We start from the raw sequence: 17461 nt of genomic DNA, 5'->3' as shown, positions 1-17461 counted from the left end.
GCTACGGAAATGGCCGCTGGGGTGTTCTCCAGCGGCCACTCGTGCCTCAGCTGTTCCAAGTTCCATTGCCCCGACTGCAGCATCAAGGTTTCGCCTGGTCGGCAAACCTCCCTTCATATTTCGCCGCCCCGAGGCAACGCTCGAAGACGAACTGGCAGATGCGGGTACCGGGATAGAGCGCCAGCGTCTTGTGCCCCAGGTTCACGATTTCCAGCACCTGCTGGTTGGAGATTCCTGGCTGCATGAAACCGGCGGTGACATGGACCGCCAAGCCGAAGCGGGCGAAGCGGCTGCGCCCTTCCAGCCAGCCGGCCATGGTCCCGGCCAGCGTGATCCGTTCCCTGGTGATGCCCAGTATCATTTCGCAGGGAGCGATGGTGATAAAGTCGCCATCCGCCACCGAAACTGCTTCCGTGACGTCGGCAAAGTCGGACTCGTTGTGCACGTGGCAGACCCCGGTTTCTTTTTTAAAGATCCTGAATTCATTCCCCAGGGTCAGGTCGACAGATCCCGGGCCTATCTGTGACTCTTCCAGCGGCTCGATGGATATTTCACCGCAAGCGATCGCGTCTTTTATTTCACGCCCTATCAAAACAGACATAAGTCACCTCGCCACTGCTCAGTATCGGGGATGTTGTAGCGTTTCAATAGTGTACCCGTTAACGTGCCGGAAGCATTAACCAGCAGATAAAACATTCCACAAACGACAAAGCGCCGGCCACGATATTCGCAGCCGGCGCTTCTTTTGTGGTGTCCCCATGAAATAAAGTTGTAACCTGGTAATCTTCAAAATTTCAAGCGGTTACCCCGCACACCAAATTTCTCCCCGAAAATAAAATTATATACTCCACCCTAGACGACTGAAAAGCTAGTCGGAAATAAAGTTGTATACCGAAACTCAAGTGGCGCCATCGATGGCTCTTCTCTCGGAGTCATTCGGGAATTTTGCCACGAGCGTTTGAGTCGCATCAGTTATCGAGAGGAGAAGTCGAGCGAGACAAGCATCTGCGCGAGGTCGATCTGTTCCTTGTGACAGAACTTCTTGAGTCCTCCCATACCTGCCAGGCCGAAGCAACAAAATGCCGAGCTGTGGCGGGCCTCATCGTCACAGCCGAAGCTCCGCTTGGAACTCGCTGGCGCCACCATAGGACGGGTGCCTCACATGGATGTGTGCGATTCCGACTCTCTTCATGGCTCGTTCTGCTTTTCTGCCCACAGCAATGAAGCGCGCCTCAGGAAAGGTCTCCGCAGAATGAAGAGTGCCGGGGCACCCAGTTCGATTTCTGCGGCATTCGGGGTCCGGTTGTCCCAAACGTCATCAAGTGGATGTGGGTGCAGGCAGACCGCATTCCAAAGTATTACCTAGTAGCTTCTGCCAGCATGGCGAAATATTAGCCGTGTCCTTCACTAAGCCAAGAACGTAGAGTGCGCTCGGTAACAGTACAAATGCTTTGAACAGGCACTCCCTTGACCCTGGCGATCCTTCGTAGCTCTTGGGCGAGGTAGCTTTTGATGCACCCCTCAACGGCAGCACAGTCAAGCACACCGACCCGATCCAGAACTGCGTCAAGTGGCATCTGCTCGGCACAATGTCTCGCCACTTGTGCCCCCACGCTCGCGTCCCCCGTCGTTTCTCCTACCCGCAGCCTCCCTAGCGCATCCTCCACAGCCTGTTCCAAGGGTGTTTTCCCCTCCGGATCGCAGATTGCAGCCAAAATGTGGTAGGCGACCAAGTAGAGGCTTCGGATATTACCCGGAAGGTACTCGTCCCGGAGCCGGCGAACCAGACGGGTGTGTACAGAATCACTGATTCGCGCGCTTGCTACGGCATCGGCCCTAACCGCTGCGGTGTGGTAGACCTGACGCCAGATCCAGTCCAGGTCCTCGGGGATCTCGCGCAGTGGCGGATATCTGAGGACAAAGGAGCTGATTCTGTCCATAAAATCAGGATGGAGTCGCTCTGTTATTTTGTGCCACGGCAGGTTGGTCGCCGTCACCAAGCGGAAGTTGCTCTTGACCAGGTTCTTGCCGCCCAGCGGCAGGTACTCCTTTTCCTCTAGGGCCTTAAGAAGCAGCCGCTGCACCTCAGGGGAAATATCTCCCACCTCATCCAGAAAGAGCGTGTCGTTATGGGCGGCAGAAAGAAGTCCTTCATTGGCTTCGGATGCATCGGTAAAAGCTCCCTTTTGGTGCCCGAACAGCTCCGAACGCATGGTCTGCGGTGAAAAATGCCCGCAGGGGACCGAGATCATCTTCTTCTGCACCCCATGCCGGAAGGCGCTGTGTTCCCTGATCCAGCTCGCCAAGGTGGTTTTACCGGTTCCCCGCTCGCCCACTATGAGAACGGGAACGTTGAGGCGTGCAAAGCGAGCCGCTTCATCATAGAGATGGATCAGCAGGGAGGAGCGAAAACGGGCCCGGTCCCAGAAAATGGAGCCCTCTACGGAGTGAACCTTGGGGAGGTTAGCGGAATATGCCTTGTAAAAACTTTCGATACCTATGGAAATGGGAGCGACGATAGCCCCGTCCTGGCGTTCACCTTGCCGGTAGCTTTTAACCACAATGCACGGGCTCTGAATGAAGCCCGTTTCCGCCATCAATACCCATACCGTCTGCATTGAAGGGGTGCCTGGGCTTACGTGTACAATCAGCTCTCGCCCCTCGAAGCGGCGCCGGAGCTGCTGGATCTTTGGCTTAAGAAAGGTGAAGATAGCCTGATGGTCGGTGGGATCCCCCCCCCCCCATTCTTCAGCGGTGATCTTGATGCTGCCGTCGCGTTTCGCGATCTCTTGGCAGGTCGCCCTCCCGTCATCCGAGGGGCGGAAGAACAGCACCGCATCCTTAAATTTCCCCACGTAGGGAGAAGCCGGATCAAAAAGCAGGGACAGCGTGGGTCCGGCCCGCAACCCTCCCGCTATCTCCCTGAAGGTCCCTGTGCGCATGTCGCGCTCGTACGGATCGTTGTTGCGATCCACCCATGAAACGAGGACCAGTGATTTCTCGTTCTTCATGCACTCCTCCTGTCCCATCGTCACCCATACCGGGCGCACCCTTTTATAACCGGCGCCAAAACATCTTAACAGGAAGTATCTGTCCGGTAAACGGAAATATTTTTCCGAATTTGCCTTCCAGCAAAACCCTCGCAAATAAAATATCGTTATTAAATTCAGTGCCTTATATCGTCGCACCATTTGATGGCACGGATACTGCTAGTAGAAGTACATTCTATACCTTTTGGAGGCTACCATGAAACAACTCTCCCCCTCTGCTCCCACACCTAACCTCTCCAGCACGATCACCGCAGGAAGCGGCTGCGGCGTTGTTTGCTGGTAATCACCGCTGCCTGCCTCTTTGAGGAGGCAGGCGCACGTCTGCTACCGTTACTAACGAGAGGACCTTATGAAAACCTACGCGACCGCCTCCGGAAGTGCCGCACTGACGATATCCTGCGATGGACTGCTGCTACTTCTTTCCGTGGTGCGCCAGACAGCAGGGGAAAGAACCGGGATCCGCGCAACCCTGCCCGATCACGCTACTCTGGTGCAGAGCGACGAGGGAGGAACGACCCGGATCGATATTGATGCCGCACGCCGGCGGGTGCTCGGGAGCGCGGGCGAATGCGTTCTTGAAGTTGCCACGGCTGCGCCTCTCGCGGAACTCCGCGTCAGCGCGTCGCACGCCCGGATCGTGCTCAGTGGTGGTCAGGCAGATTCATTTTCTCTCAACCTTGCTCGCGGCTCGGTGAAAGCGGCTGGAGCCTTCCGGTTCCGAACCGGGGCTATCAACTCTGCCCTGGCCGACGTGTCATTCACCGCGCCTACAAATTTTGATCGTCTTTCTGTCGACATCGCAGCCGGCTTCATCCAGGTCCGGCTGCCCGAGTCCGGCCAGACCCTACTGCGGCGCAACGGCCACCAGTCCCGGTATGGTGATCCGGCGGCGGCAACGGTGCGGCTCGCCGCCATCAATACGCTTGCCGCGCACAGCAAGGTGACAACCTACCGTGACCAGACCGGCCAAGGAGGATGTGATGAGTCGTTTTAGCTTGAATCCTTTCACCACGGTGGCACGCAGGGGTGAAGTCTTCGTTCTCGCCTTTTGGGGGGCCTGCAACGGCCCGGCGTTAATCGAGGTGTCCGATCCCGAGCATCCGCTGTTCCGGTTACTGGGGAACAGCACCACGGATTTTGACGCATTTGCGGCACCGTTTGAGGACGATTTCGCCTCGCTGGTGAGCCAGGAGATCATCGTTCCCCAGGGGTGGAGCCGGAGTGCCGCCATGGAGCGTTACCGGCGGATGGCCAAAGACAGTTCGACGCTGCACTTGGTATTACTGCCAGCAGGTACCGCCTGCAACTGCGACTGCATCTATTGTGGTCAGGAGCACGACGGTCCTGGTATGTCCTGGGAATCAGACGGCGAGCCGCTTCTGAGGCAGCTGCACATCCGTAAGTTGCAGACGCTCCACCTTGAGTACTTCGGCGGTGAGCCCTTACTGAACCAGCCGTTCATACACCGGTTCAATACCGCAATCAGGATGTGGGCCAGAGCAAGCGGCACAAAAGTGACGGGAAGCATGACTACAAATGCTACACTGCTCACCCCGGAGTTGTGTGGCCGGCTGGTCCGGGAAGGGGTGACCCACTTTCAGATAACTGTCGACGGCGGGGAGGAGGACCATAACCGCCAACGGCCGATGCGCTGCGGCGGCAATGGGTATCAGCAGATTCTTGCTAACATCCGCGGGATCACCACCCTTCCTGAGGACTTTCGAATCGATCTTAGGATGAACTTCGACCGCGTTTCGGGAGAGCAGGACAAGGTATCCCGAGCCTTCGCAGCGCTGGCCGAGGCAACGGGCGGCGATTCCCGCTTCTTCCTGAGGACGAGAGCCGCTGGAGACTGGGGCGGCGGTATCGACACCAGCACCTTGTGCAGCAAATTTAATGCGGTGCAGAAAAATGCGCTTTTCAGCAGGCTAGCCCTCAAGTACGGTTTCCCCCTAGCCGATTTAAGAACCTGGGAAGTCGGCGGGCAGGGATGCTATGCGGGCCGGATCAACAGTCTTGTTATCGAGCCGGGTCTACGCGTGAAAAAATGCACTGTTTGCCAGGCCCCCCTAAACGATGTGGGGCAAATCGACAAAGCCGGACTATTGCATCTCAATGGTAACCTTTCGGCATGGACCGGCGAGTGCGGTGCCGCAATCACTAAGCGGTGCGCCCAGTGCCCGATCTTTCCAGTTTGCCTGGGGATCGGCTGCCCGCTGAAAAGCCTGGACGGGGCCGAGCCGGGAGGATGCATCCTTTCCCTGTACCACCCCCGGGAAATGGTCCAGCTCTTTTACGACTCGTTCAAGGCGCACAATCACTGAGATGCAGGCTAAAACGAGGCCCGACCTCCCATTTAAGGATAAAAAAATGACCAACGACATGAACTATATTGAACTTGAACCCTCCGACCTACCCGTGTTTTCGCACCTGGCCACGTGGGCCGAGGAGCAGATCCGTCTGTTCGAGGCGGATCTGACACAGTGCACGGAGGGGGCAAAGGAAGACGTTTATGCCTCCCTGTCGGTATTCCACCTGCTGCTGGGAGATATCGCAGCCGCAGAAGAGCACTACCAGAAAGCGCTCAACCTTGACCCTAACCGGGAGCGCCCTCTGAAAAGCTTCGAGGACGCCGTCGAGCAGGATCTTACCCCGCTGCTGCGGCAGCTGGCCTCGGAAGGCGACCCGCAGGAAATGCTGCAGGCGGCAGCATTCTCTGCCGTACTACTTCTTTTGCTGCTTCCGGACAACATTCCAGCCGCGGATGATCCTGACATCAGCTTCTTCTTCGATCGTTATCTCGAATTGTTGGACTCGGGGGCAGTTCCGGAGTTGGACCGGACGCTGGGGAGGATCAGGGGTTTTGACACCTACAGCGACGACCTGGTGAGCTTCTTCGAGTTGGCGCTGACTGTCTATCGGCAGAACAAATCGGGAGAGTTCACTTACGAAGGATACGAGGCGGCGGTGTATCTAGAGCGGATCTTTGAGGTCACCCTGGCCCTGAGCGAGGAGATCCTCTACCATTTGCCTCACCTGACCGGCAGCGACCGCGCCAAAAAGGAAATGCAGGACGGATGGACCAGACGCATCGAGGAGCAACAGCGGCAGATCGAGCTGGAGAAGGCGGTAATCGAAGCCAGGGACATCGTCATCCAGAACCTCTGCCACTCGATAAAAAACATTGTTCGCAACGCGATAAGCCCCCTGGAAACAGCAAAGAGCTACATCCTGACGGGAAACCTGAGCCGGGTCGGCAGCGCCATAGACACCGCGAAAATCGGCATCAACATCATACGCGAGATGACCAGCGCTGCCACCCTCTCCTTCCATGGTACTGAGCAGGATTTCTACAGCGACGCCAGCACCAGGCCGACCGAATGGTCCCTCTATTCAATCATTTTATGTGGCATGACCGCCGCGATCGGGAACGTCCTGAATGGCGACATTTTCTATGACGCCATCCGTTCCGGGTACTTCAAAGACTCAGATACCCTCTTTCAATGCAGAGGTGAGTTCCTGGATCTGGCCACCAAGGAGGGAGAAACCCAGGAGGCCGCACTGGCGGCGTTTGCCGAGAAGTACCTCTTCGGCCTCGATCTGCGGATCAACGATGCCAAGGGGCTCTTCCTGTCAACGGAGCGGGACAACAAGGGGGCGTACATCAAATTTCACACCATTTTGGGAGAAATCCTTCTCAATGCAGTGAAATACGCGAGCTCGGTTACCCGGAAATCCAGGAAGATACGTGTCCGACTCGCTAAGCAGGGAAACAACCTGGTTTTCGAGGTGGATAACAGCTTCTCCCCCAACGTCCCGATGACCTCTACCGGCTTGGGCAACGTCATCATCGACAATATAGCTCGCGTCATGGGCGCTCCGCCGCCGGAGCGGACACACAACAACAGGCGCTATGTGGTCAATCTGAAATTTTCCAACTTCTGGGAGGGTGAAAAGTGAAAAAGATCTTTTATCTGGAGGACGAGCTCAGCGTCGACACGATGATCAGGCTTTTCGGTTTCATCAGCCCTGAAATCGTGGAAGAGCTCGAATCAATTGACCGCAACTCGCCCAACATCGGCGAAAGGATCGTTGATGCCTTCAAATCGAACCCGCTTATCCGTGTAGAAAACACCTTTGTGGGGGCCATTAAGGAGCTGGGGAAGAATGGATGCGATTACGACCTGTTCATCATTGACAGAAACCTTTCCAAAACTGGATACCGCTACAATTATGTAGGGAAACTACTTGCCCAACAGAAGATGGGGAAGGAGGGAGAGAAGCTGTTCCAGCCGCAACGAGAGGGAGATGCCATAGTTAATCTGCTTTTCGCCCGGCACTTGGACTTTAACGGCAGCGTCGATGACTTCGTAAAAAGCCTCATATTCCTCACCGCCAACCCGGACCTGGGAGATGGAATCCACGTCCCGATGATACTGAAGGGCGACAAGGGGAAGCAGTGCATCGTGTGCAAGGACGAGGATTGCTATGATGTAATACGACATAGAATGCTCCATCCTGCCCTGCGCCAGATTCTCCTCGATAACTACGAAACCTTCGGCATTGTCAGCCGTCATTTCGAAAACCCTACCCTTCGCGTGTTGCGCGAGCACCTCCTCCTTTGTTACCGATACCTGCAGTCCTCCCCCGAACACATTGCCGGAGGACTTGTCCAGGAGCCAAATCCCCGGCTTTTTATTGAAAAAATAGTAAATAAGGTCGCACCCCATATCAAAGAGAAGTCCGAGGATCGGTGGAAGTTGATAGAAGATTTTTTGTCCCCGAAATTAAGGAACGACGAAAAGCACATTCTGCCCTTGATGCGGTACATCCATCTGTACCTAAATAAGAAAATTCACGGGGAGATGCCTAATTACAACCTGACCACCCCAATTCATGGTTGCCTTGACGTCCTCAAATGGTTCGACAACTACGCAAAACGTCATCTAGTGTCCCGTCATGGAAGTTCTTTCCAGTAATTCTGGGCTATATTTACATGAGCGGTATGCGTAACTAGCTGTTTTTAATGTCAGTTGACCTGTCTACATTTTCGGAATTAATTTACCAAACGGGGGGAAAAGTAGTATTCTCTTAGGAACTTTTTTGCAGATTGCTACGTTTTTCGTAACATTTTGCAAAAAAGTTCCTAAGAAAATTACAATCCGCTTACCTTGGTGTCAGAGCCTCCGCTCCCCACAATTCATTTCCCAATGCGAACCTGGCCCCTCAATCTCATGCCCTTTTTACAATGCCACCATAGACAAGCCATCGCTTTCCAGCCTCCAAATAATGGATGTTGACATCCGCATCTGATGTACCGCGCAGTCCGAAACTGATCTCGAGCGAGGCATTTCCCTCCGTTGACACTACAGCCGTGGAACTCACTTCGTCACTGCCTAGAGACTTTGCGTTCAGGCAAAAATCGCCCCTCAGGGACTTACCAGTCAATAGTTTAGCTGCCACCGTTCCCTGGTTGACTCCCACCTCCAAGGATGGGACATCATCATAATATAATGCTGGATCGATCACGACCTCGTTCTTGCCAGTCCGTCCTTGCCTTGACCTGAAACCCGTAATTCCCGCTGCCTCCATCAGGTAGCAAAGCGTGCCGAAGTCCTGCTCGTTTCTACAGATGAGGGTAATAGGAAGGTCCGCTAGGCTCAGTTCTTCCTGAACCAAGAACTCTTGTTGCGACGCCGCCAGGAATTTCGAAACAGAAACCTCTCCGTGGTTGGCGTAGACATTTGCGTGGTCAAAATGGTCAAGGAATTCAGGGTGGTTACCGAAACGGCTGGATTGAGAGGCCATGTTGCCGTTGCTGACGGCGCACCTGCTACCTGCTGCCGCGAGCACCTCCCGAAGCGGCAGCCGGATGAATATAGGCACTGGGCAAAGGGCCCGAATGTCGCCGTAACTGCGGCCCAGGCACTGGTTGTGCCACTGTGTCGGGGTCAGGGGCCGAAAGTAGAAGCGTGCGAACCCCTTGACGGTCTCTGAGGTGTGGGCTATCAGGCTCCCTCCGGCGGAATCACAAAAGGAGTTGCTTCGACTACGGGATTTTATCGCCTGCTGTTTCAGGATCTTAACCAGGTTCTCCACGTGAGTGAAATGGTAGATGAACCCGCTCCAGCGCGACTTCTGTTTCGCCAGGTCGGCGATCAGCCTCTCGGCGAAATCTCGCGTCACCCCGGATTCCTGGGTCGCACAGAAACGGTTCTCGCGGCATTTTTCGCGCAGTTCTGGCAGAAAACGGGCCGGCTCGCACAGATACATTTCCACAGCAGGCTTCGGTGGCGCGGTCTCTTTCGGCGCGACAACGGGAGACTCCGCCGGGGTTGCCGCCGGCTCAGGAACAGGCGCGGGGAGAACTGATACGTCAAATCCCTGCCGGGCCAGCCAATCCTTGCCATCAGCCTCAGACAGCCGCAGCAAAAGATCGATTCCCTGCGAGCACTTAGGATTCTCAAGCCTCCGGGCCAACTCCTGGGCCACAGCGTAAATAACCTTTACATCCTTCTCGTTTCCCATGAAATAGAGCTTGTTCGTCCCGCTCACGACGCAGCTCAACTTAGAGCCTTCTTTTGTTCTGGATGTGTCTGCCTGGCGGAGGACGTAACTTCGCACCCGAAAGCATTCCAGCGACTCAAGGGAGGAAATCTTCCTCAGATCATCAACCGCCTGCAGCGAGGCCTGCTGACCTGCGGCCACCATGGCAAGCATATGTCGCCTGTTGTGGATGATTTGGGTCAGTTCCGGACTTGCAGACTCATCACAGGTGACCACCTCGATCTCGGCAGCACTCACGGGTCGGACACCCAAACCTGTAAGCAGCCGATATGCCTCGTTGGAGGCCAGTTCTCCGATAAAAGGACGTTCCTCGCGGTCGAACAACAGCAGCTCATCCGAATCCTCGGCGACGTTAAGCGCAGTGGGGTGGCAAAAGGTGCCGGCCTCAGACAGGAGGGCAGCGTCAGTCCCCCAGTCACCGACCGCCTGCAGATCCAGCCCGGACGGGCCAGTACGGATGGCCTCGAGGCGCCTGTATATTCTGTCGATCCTTTCTTTTGTCGCAGCAGTGATGTCACTGCTCTCTGCTATCTTGCCGAGTAACCACAGACACTGCCTCGTGTCGAGAACGCGTTTGCATCCATAGTCAGCCAAAACTTTCGGGCTGACATCGTAATCTTCCGCGTCTATGAAGGGGATATCGTCACCGACCAAAATCCTGTTCTCGGGGCTTTCGACGATGAGCTCAGAAGCGAGATGGCACTTTTTATCGCTGCCGGGCCACACCCTGCGTTTCTTCAGCAGATACCGGATTGTAGAAGGGACAAAGTAATAATATTTGTCGGCAATGTATTTACCCTGCAATTCAGACTCTGAGGAAAGGGCTTTTTTTACGAAGTGGCGCCCCAACAGATAACCGCACTGGTCATCTTTGAAGGCATCGAGGTGGACGTTGGGCCAGCACAGGCTTTGTACCAGATGCTTTAATGGCCTCTCCCTGTCGGCCTTAGGTATGATCACTTCTGCATCGAGAAATGCAAGGTAGTTCGGAAAACGCTCACTGAGCTGCTTACGATTCAAATCACCGAGAGCTCTGAACCGGATGCCGTCTGAAACACCTATCTTCCGAAAAAACGCCTCCCACTCCTCGGCAGAGCCCCCCAACCGGAGGTATCCGGCTGCTACGAAATGAAAGTCCGCCCGACTACCGAGCAGGTTTTCCCAATCAATCCCGCTAGCGTAGGGTGCACCGAGCCAGCAATCCCTGGCCGGCTTCTTTTCTCCCGTTTTAGTTTCCAGCGGCAGCGCCCCCAGAAAGGCGTAGTCGTCCGGGTTAAGGCGCTTCTCACAGTGCAACTTGTAGGCGGCGAACGTCCAGAATTCTCTGCGGGTCTCTGGTATCTGCGTACCGAGTTTCATCGCCCCGATTAACTGCTCCTTTAGGTACTTCGGGATTACAGAAACCTGAATGGCCGTAAAGAACCCAAGCCAACTCTCAGGAGTCCCGCCGGACACGTATTCCCCAGCCACTAAATCAAAGAAAGACGGTGCCGCGGCCAACGTGTCCCATTCTGTGTCGGCAAAGTACGGAAGTCCCAGGCAACATTCCCGCGCACGTTTGTGCCCACCGTTTCTGGTGGCAACCGGGAGCGCACCGAGTAGGCGGAACTCCTCTTCCGTCAGCGGCTTCGTCAGCAAGTTCTGGTGGGTCTTGTGATCCTGGTAGGCCTGGAAAGCCACCCGCAACCATGAACGCGACCGACTTTCGGAAAGAGTGCCCTCCTTGAGCAGAGGCAGGAGATAGTTCCTCACTATCGCGGCAGGCTCTATTGATGCGACTCCAGCGGTCTGCATCAGCCAGGTTTTAAGTGCCGGACTGCCTGCGCTCTCCTTGACAAAGAGGGGATGAACCTGTGGCAGTTCCTCAGGTAGTGCCTCGGCCACCTCAGGGTCCTCCGGCGGCCAAAAGAGCTGTCCGGGTCGCAGAAGCCTGCCGTCCGACGAAAGCAGCCACGGGGTATTTTTCACCGTTTCGGTGCCTTGGCCGTAGCGCTGCAGTTGCTGTGCGAAAGCGAAGTTGGTCGCCGCGACCGTCAAAATGTCCCTGAACTGGGTTACTATCCTCGGCAGGTCAACTATGGTGACTTTCCTCAGTCCAAACCGCTCAAGCCGGTCCGCGCCGCGCAGGGAAGGGTGGATCCGGTGCCGGGCCGTGCCATCGGCCGTCACAAACGTGTCGGCATCTATGGCACAAAGAAGGCCTGCCGAGTCGTTGAAACCTGTAGCGGCAAGTATGCATCGGGTCCCCGAAGCGTCTGGGACGCATGCGGTGGCTGCAAAGGCCTTCTGCAGGGCGGCGTCAAAATCCCTGGCCAAGCTGGGCGACGAACCGGGGGCCCCGGGAATGATAAGGAGCATATCCGGGCGGCGGCCCGGATTCAGCGCCATCTCTGCCAACCACTCAGTAACGCAGGCCGCAATTTCGCAAACAATGAACTTGTTGAGTGTGTGCTCGGAAGACAGGGTCTCACGCGATGCGGTCGTGTGGAAGAGGCTGTTGACCAGCAGTGGCAGGCCGATTCGCTCCTTCGTCGGGAAATAGGAGAAGAGCGGCTGTTTTTCCTCCACCGGCCTGCCATCGGCGCTTATCGGTAAGGCAAGCGAGATGGGGACGATGTCGATTTCCTTCATCTTTGGCGGGATATTTCCATCCTCTTTTAAGGCGAGCCGCACCTCGGGTGACACTTTTCGGTGGTACTCACGGATGAGATAGCGGCACAAAGTCTTGCCGTCAACCTGGATTTCCAGCAGCTCGTCCACCCGATGCTTAGAGATGGTTCTGTCAATCCCCCCGGTTTCTATCCTGAAGCTCTTAAGTGCAGTCAGAAAGAGGACGAACTCCGGATTTTCAGCCATCTTCAGCAGGTGCCCTGTGACATCGACTCCCTTGTGAAGGCGCAGAACTATCGTCGTAATGCCACTGCCCGTCGAGGGGATGGTAACTGAGTCGGGATCAGTCCAAATCGGGGCAATTTGCCAGGGGACCAGTTTGTCCTCCCAAAATTCGCGATCAAATCGGAAGGAATATTTCCCGGACTGGATGGCAACGCAGCCTGATTGCCCGAAGACGGATTTAAACCCGATACCCTTGTATCCAATTTGCTGAACCCGTTGGCCCTTGGTACTTTCGGCGACTCCACAAAGAGAGTCCACGTTCTCTTTGGAGAACGGCACACCGTCATGGCAAAAGGAGAGCACTCCCTCCTCATCCAAGGAAACCGTGACGGTCACCCCTTCTGTAGTTGCGGCATCGCATGCGTTTTGCAACAACTCGTAAATAAAGCGGTCCGTGTCTGCATATATGGCGCTCGAAAGGGTTTCAAGGGAATGGTGCAGAAGTACGCCCTTCCTGTCAATTTCCCCCATTACCTTCATAATGCTTTCAACGTGTTCCTTCTCAGTCATCAATACACTCCATTGCATTTCAAAATGTCAGAGGTTGCTGAACTGCATCGGGAACCTTGAGTGCTGGATTCCGTGCAAAGGAGAAGAGTTTCTCGACGGTTTTCAAACCGATGCCGCTGACGGTGGCAACTCGGTTGAGTTGGCAGATGGCAGGGTTCTGCAAAGCATCAAGGACCTTCTCGGCCTGGTCGGTATGAAGCCCAACCGCCTCCCTAATCTCCGCCGCAGTCCTGCCTGCCAGAGCATCTTTGACGCCCAAGAAAAGATCGTCAGGTGCGTTCGGATCATAGCGGTATATTTCTACCGGAATGATGCATTCCCGCAGGTACGATTCCATTATCTGCCGCGAAATGTCCTGGTCTAGCCCCCCGTTTTGGGCTCCGAGCAACGGAAACGCGACGGATTCAATCCCCTTCTGTTCGTAGGTGCCCATGAACTTCTGAAGCCCAAGGTGCAAATACTCTTCTTTCGAGGGGTCTTTCCAGTGATTTTTGGTGGGAAAGTTAAGGATCCATCTATCGGAAGCTCTGTACAACCATAGAAGTCCAATCTTCATTTGCTTCTTCTGGCAGAGTCCCACATAGGCCTGAAACATCTGCGGCCAGCGGAAACGGCACTCAAGTGCAATCCCCGCCCCCATGATGCCGGAGCAGTTGACGGTATTCACAATGGTTTGGCAGTGAGACGTGAAAATATTTCCTTGTATTATCTTTAAAGCCATGTGGATACCTTTGCTTCGAGAATTAACCAATCTCTACAGAATTCCTTCAGAATTCAGCTGTGGGCGGCTCAAAGAAACCTCAACCTACGCAGGGCTTGATCCCGCTGCCTCTGCATGTCTGAATACGTCTCCCATCCACGCATCAAGCGCTGATCGGTCTTTCTGTTCAACTCGCAACGGGATCATACCCGTCCAGCCTTCCGTATCTCCGAGCCTGCAGTAGCGAGATAGAAAAGGCGCAACGGCCCACGAGCGCAAGGGCCTTCTGAGTACTGGTACACCTGCAACAACAATTCGGTCGACCCCCTGTAAGCGGTTGCGGTATCTCCCCTTTGCCGCAATGGCCTCTTGGCCGGTCGAAAGTGTCGCATCGAGCGTAAAGGCGTCGCGCCCCCCGTTATGTTCGCAGACCAGCAGAAAATCCGGGGTCAGCTCTTCCTGTTTTTCTACGCAGTTCCAGCCTGTCAAGTGGGCAGTTCGCGTTGAAATTCGGGGTTCGATCCAGAGCAGCACCTTCTTTTCTCCCCTCCGGATCTCCAAAGGCCCTCCCAAAAATAACGCCCCTCTGATCTCTCCGGAAGGTTCCCACCCGAGCCTTTCACAGGAGCGGAGCAACTGCAACCCGCACCAACGCTGGTAAAGGAAAGGGGCATCAGCCTGTGGCACAGGTGCCGACAGAAGTTCATTGAGCCAGGGCGTCATCGCCTTGCCTTTCCGGGACAGAGAATCGGACAGCCGCCTGAAATCGAGCCAGGAATGGGAACGGGGGAAGGGAGAAGGGGGGTACTGACTTGGGCTAAGCTTCTTGCCGTAGCGCCGCTGCAACAGCTTCAGAGAACGCTGTACTTGGACCTCGCCACGATATACTTCGCTGAGCATGTGCTCAAGTTGGTGGCGGTCGAGGACTGCATAGACAGAGTCACCGTCACGGACTAAACGTGCCACCTCAACCTGCTTCCGTAAGCGGCCTGCATGCAATTGAAGGTCATCATGAAGTAATTGGATCACATGCATGATCCAGCGCAGCGGTGCGGCAGGGAGGACCTGTTCTTGCTCCGGACGCAGCCAACGATACGGGATCGTCTGGCCTCCGTAGAGCGCGTAGTCGCACGGTCGAGTAGAGAGTGATGCGTGCCGGGGCACCATTGCGGGTACCATTTCCGCCAAAGCCCCCTGTTCTTCTGTCTCGAGCTCGTTCAGAAGGCGAGGTACAAGGTTGTGTACCTTCTCTACCACGCGGAGGGTCTGTTGTAAGGGGGATCCGATAAGATCGGATTTGTTGCTCCCCATTGTCAATCCCCTCTCGAGGAGTTCCGCCGCGAACTCCCGTAACTCTAGCACAATCAGATCTATCCATGCTGTAGAACTCATGCTTGGAAGACATCCCGCCCCTGGCGTCTCGCCTCATCCCAGGCAGTGATGCGCTCCGAGCACAGCACCAGAGGTGCGCATGCAGGTCGGGCAATCCACTCCTGTAGTCGATGAAGCAGCAACTCATCACCCGGGTCCCCAGCGTGAAGCCTAAGTTTGGAGAGTACTCCTTGCACCAATACATGATCCAAGGCATCCATGGGGTCCATACCCTGCAGATGTCGCACTACCATCGAAAGTGAACAGGCGGTACGAACCGAGAAAGCGACCCCGTGCGATTCTATGCGATAGTTGAGATCCTCCACGATGTCCCCAATCTGGTTAATGTCATCGATGCCGGCGCGCTTCATGGCATCCTTCCCTGAAGCCGAAACCTCTATAAGTGCAGATCGATCAAGGATCCTCGCCGAAAGCGGACGAACGGTGTGGTCGTTGTTTATAGTTGCGACGAACTTCAGGTTTGGCGGGAGGTAGAGAGAGGAGCTGGACATTGAGTTGTTCAGACCATACATGAAGGAGGCCCCTAAATCGATGGTCCTGTCGTTGTGGTCATCTGGGTCATACTCGAGCCTCACCAGGAAGTCAGAGAGCCAATGTTCAGGCTGGCTCAAATTGAACTCCTCAAAGATGGCAAGGTACAAACGGGTGTCACCGGAACGCCAAGCATCCTCGGCGCGCTTAACAAAAAGGGTAAAAGACGTCGGGACAAATCCTTGTGTCACCGGATTCACATATCCCAAGAGATCCTCGCGTCCACGCCAAGTTGAGGAGACAGGAACTACGATAGAACGTTCACGGTTCCCGTCGTCGATCAGGCGTCCCGCCAGTCGGCTCTTGCCCACACCGGGAGGTCCGGTCAAGATCAGTAGCGGTTTTGAGATCGAGGCCACTCGGAGGGCTTTCACGATACTCTCTCCGTACTCCTGGGCGATATTTTCAGCTTCAGAGTCTTCCGGCATAAAAGAATTGGCTACGTTGAATCTACAAGCCGTCGAAAGCAGATCATGTTCTGGAGATGCCGAATCCGATGGCTGATCGTAAGAGGCATCAACATCAGGGGATGTAACTGCCACGGCGCCGGATATTGACTCTTCAAACTCTGCGCTGGTGGCGGGTAGTGCCCTATCGGAAACGGGCACAGACACCTCTTGTGTGGGAAATTTCACTCCCTTTAATTTTGCAGCAAACGGCGATCCGAATCCTTCGTTACCAAAGTGGTAAGTTTTCGGAGGTTCTGTTTCCGGCTGATAGGGAGTCAGGCTTTGGAGTTGCTTCTCCGCAATTGCCAGCCAGTGTTCAATTTGATCCGAGAAGCGGAGCACCCTCAATTTTAAATGCTCCGTCCAGGCGGTGTCGGCTCGGGCGACCTTTTCGGCTTCCCTTACTGCGTCAAGGATGGCAGATATTCCCATGGGCTTAAAGTAGTTAATCCCTGGGATGGTGCCGCCAAACCAGGGTCTTTTAACTTGGTTGGGCGGGAAAATGGCCCAGTCCTCCGGGTAAGGCTCGATTACGGCTTGTCTCCAGGAGTTTTCACCTTCAATGTAGCATCTCTGGATTCGGTATCCGCCATAGATGACCTCGTCAGAAGGGCCTGAAAGTATCCCGGAAGTGAGATTAAACTTGGGGCCGAAGAAGATGAGAAGTTGATCGTCGAGAAGTTCGGGGCGCTGCGATACAAGCTTTGTCACCGAAGCGTCTGGAGTGATGAACCGCGGCGACACAGCATCGAAAATCCGCATATGGCTGCATCTGGAGATGCCACGATCGCAGAAGTTTTCATGAAAGCTGGAGGAAGAGTTTCCGCAATTCCAGTTTATTGGGTTTGAACAAATCTCTCCATTCCAAAGATGCCGATGCGCATTGATTCTGCAGGCGAATAGGTTTCCAGGCTCTATCAAAACATCTGCCTCCGAATAAGAATTTACTCTTTGAAGCCTTCTTGTCTCCCATCGTGACTCTATCACCAAAGCATCGGGGGGCCTGCTACTTAATTTCCACTATCACAATTGCAGGACTTTGGCCAACCCCTATTAAATTTCGTTAAAATAGGCTAGTATTTCCATCCTGTCAAGCATCTAAGGATGATCGGCGAAAGCCTTGTAACAAGTATCAGCACACGAACAGCGCGAGCAGGATGCAATATTGGTCGGAACTTCTGTCTCAGTGTACTTTACATAAAGGGCAAATATGTGACTTTTTGGCTGAGTAAATGGTGCTGTCGCATCTGCAGCGGAAAGATTTCACCGCTAGTGTTAAATGTTGCACTGCATGGCGTAGGACAAACGCCGCCTGTCCTCCCTCCAGTTTCTAATCAAAATGGGGCAGCAGTTCGCATTCGTGAATG

The 17461-nt window shown here is 54.8% G+C and carries 11 protein-coding genes; 4 read left to right on the top strand and 7 right to left on the bottom strand.

All coding sequences use genetic code 11. From position 1 onward, the window contains the following. Window positions 1–82: 82 nt before the first annotated feature. From dcd to K7R21_RS15755, 3 genes are all read right to left on the bottom strand, one after another. Window positions 83–601 carry a dCTP deaminase gene (dcd, locus tag K7R21_RS15765; protein WP_224984233.1) on the bottom strand — a complete coding sequence of 173 codons (519 nt, stop codon included), beginning with the start codon at window positions 599–601 and terminating at the stop codon, window positions 83–85. A gap of 371 nt (window positions 602–972) precedes the next feature. Then, the gene (locus tag K7R21_RS15760; protein WP_224984232.1) at window positions 973–1146 is read right to left on the bottom strand and encodes a hypothetical protein; all 174 of its coding nucleotides are present in this window, start codon (window positions 1144–1146) and stop codon (window positions 973–975) included. A gap of 245 nt (window positions 1147–1391) precedes the next feature. After that, window positions 1392–3011 (bottom strand): sigma-54-dependent transcriptional regulator, encoded by a 1620-nt coding sequence (locus K7R21_RS15755; protein WP_224984231.1) that lies wholly within the window; start codon window positions 3009–3011, stop codon window positions 1392–1394. Between the two features lie 388 nt (window positions 3012–3399). Between K7R21_RS15755 and K7R21_RS15750 the strand changes: the two genes are divergently transcribed. Genes K7R21_RS15750 through K7R21_RS15735 form a run of 4 tightly spaced genes read left to right on the top strand, consistent with a single transcriptional unit; the run spans window position 3400 to window position 8029 of the window. Further along, entirely contained in the window at window positions 3400–4044 is a 645-nt protein-coding gene (locus tag K7R21_RS15750; protein WP_224984230.1) for a hypothetical protein, read from the top strand. After that, window positions 4031–5374, top strand: coding sequence for a radical SAM protein (locus K7R21_RS15745; protein ID WP_224984229.1), 1344 nt, complete (start codon window positions 4031–4033; stop codon window positions 5372–5374). Before K7R21_RS15750 ends, K7R21_RS15745 begins: the two co-directional genes overlap by 14 nt. Before the next feature lie 46 nt (window positions 5375–5420). Next, window positions 5421–7010 carry a hypothetical protein gene (locus K7R21_RS15740; RefSeq protein WP_224984228.1) on the top strand — a complete coding sequence of 530 codons (1590 nt, stop codon included), beginning with the start codon at window positions 5421–5423 and terminating at the stop codon, window positions 7008–7010. Beyond that, entirely contained in the window at window positions 7007–8029 is a 1023-nt protein-coding gene (locus tag K7R21_RS15735; RefSeq protein ID WP_224984227.1) for a hypothetical protein, read from the top strand. Before K7R21_RS15740 ends, K7R21_RS15735 begins: the two co-directional genes overlap by 4 nt. A 253-nt stretch (window positions 8030–8282) precedes the next feature. Here K7R21_RS15735 and K7R21_RS15730 read toward each other — a convergent pair whose 3' ends face one another. The 4 genes from K7R21_RS15730 to K7R21_RS15715 all read right to left on the bottom strand — a co-directional run bounded on the left by K7R21_RS15730 (window position 8283) and on the right by K7R21_RS15715 (window position 16856). Beyond that, the gene (locus K7R21_RS15730) at window positions 8283–13022 is read right to left on the bottom strand and encodes a DarT ssDNA thymidine ADP-ribosyltransferase family protein (RefSeq protein WP_224984226.1); all 4740 of its coding nucleotides are present in this window, start codon (window positions 13020–13022) and stop codon (window positions 8283–8285) included. 19 nt (window positions 13023–13041) lie between these two features. Next, window positions 13042–13743, bottom strand: a complete 702-nt coding sequence (locus tag K7R21_RS15725; protein ID WP_224984225.1) for a macro domain-containing protein — start codon at window positions 13741–13743, stop codon at window positions 13042–13044. Between the two features lie 84 nt (window positions 13744–13827). Next, window positions 13828–15033, bottom strand: coding sequence for a hypothetical protein (locus K7R21_RS15720; RefSeq protein ID WP_224984224.1), 1206 nt, complete (start codon window positions 15031–15033; stop codon window positions 13828–13830). 77 nt (window positions 15034–15110) lie between these two features. After that, window positions 15111–16856 (bottom strand): hypothetical protein, encoded by a 1746-nt coding sequence (locus K7R21_RS15715; protein ID WP_224984223.1) that lies wholly within the window; start codon window positions 16854–16856, stop codon window positions 15111–15113. Window positions 16857–17461 lie beyond the last annotated feature (605 nt).

The sequence above is a fragment of the Geomonas agri genome, from assembly GCF_020179605.1.
Lineage (GTDB): Bacteria > Desulfobacterota > Desulfuromonadia > Geobacterales > Geobacteraceae > Geomonas > Geomonas agri.
Note: the sequence above shows the minus strand (reverse complement) of the source record. Positions and strands in the feature narration are given on the sequence as shown.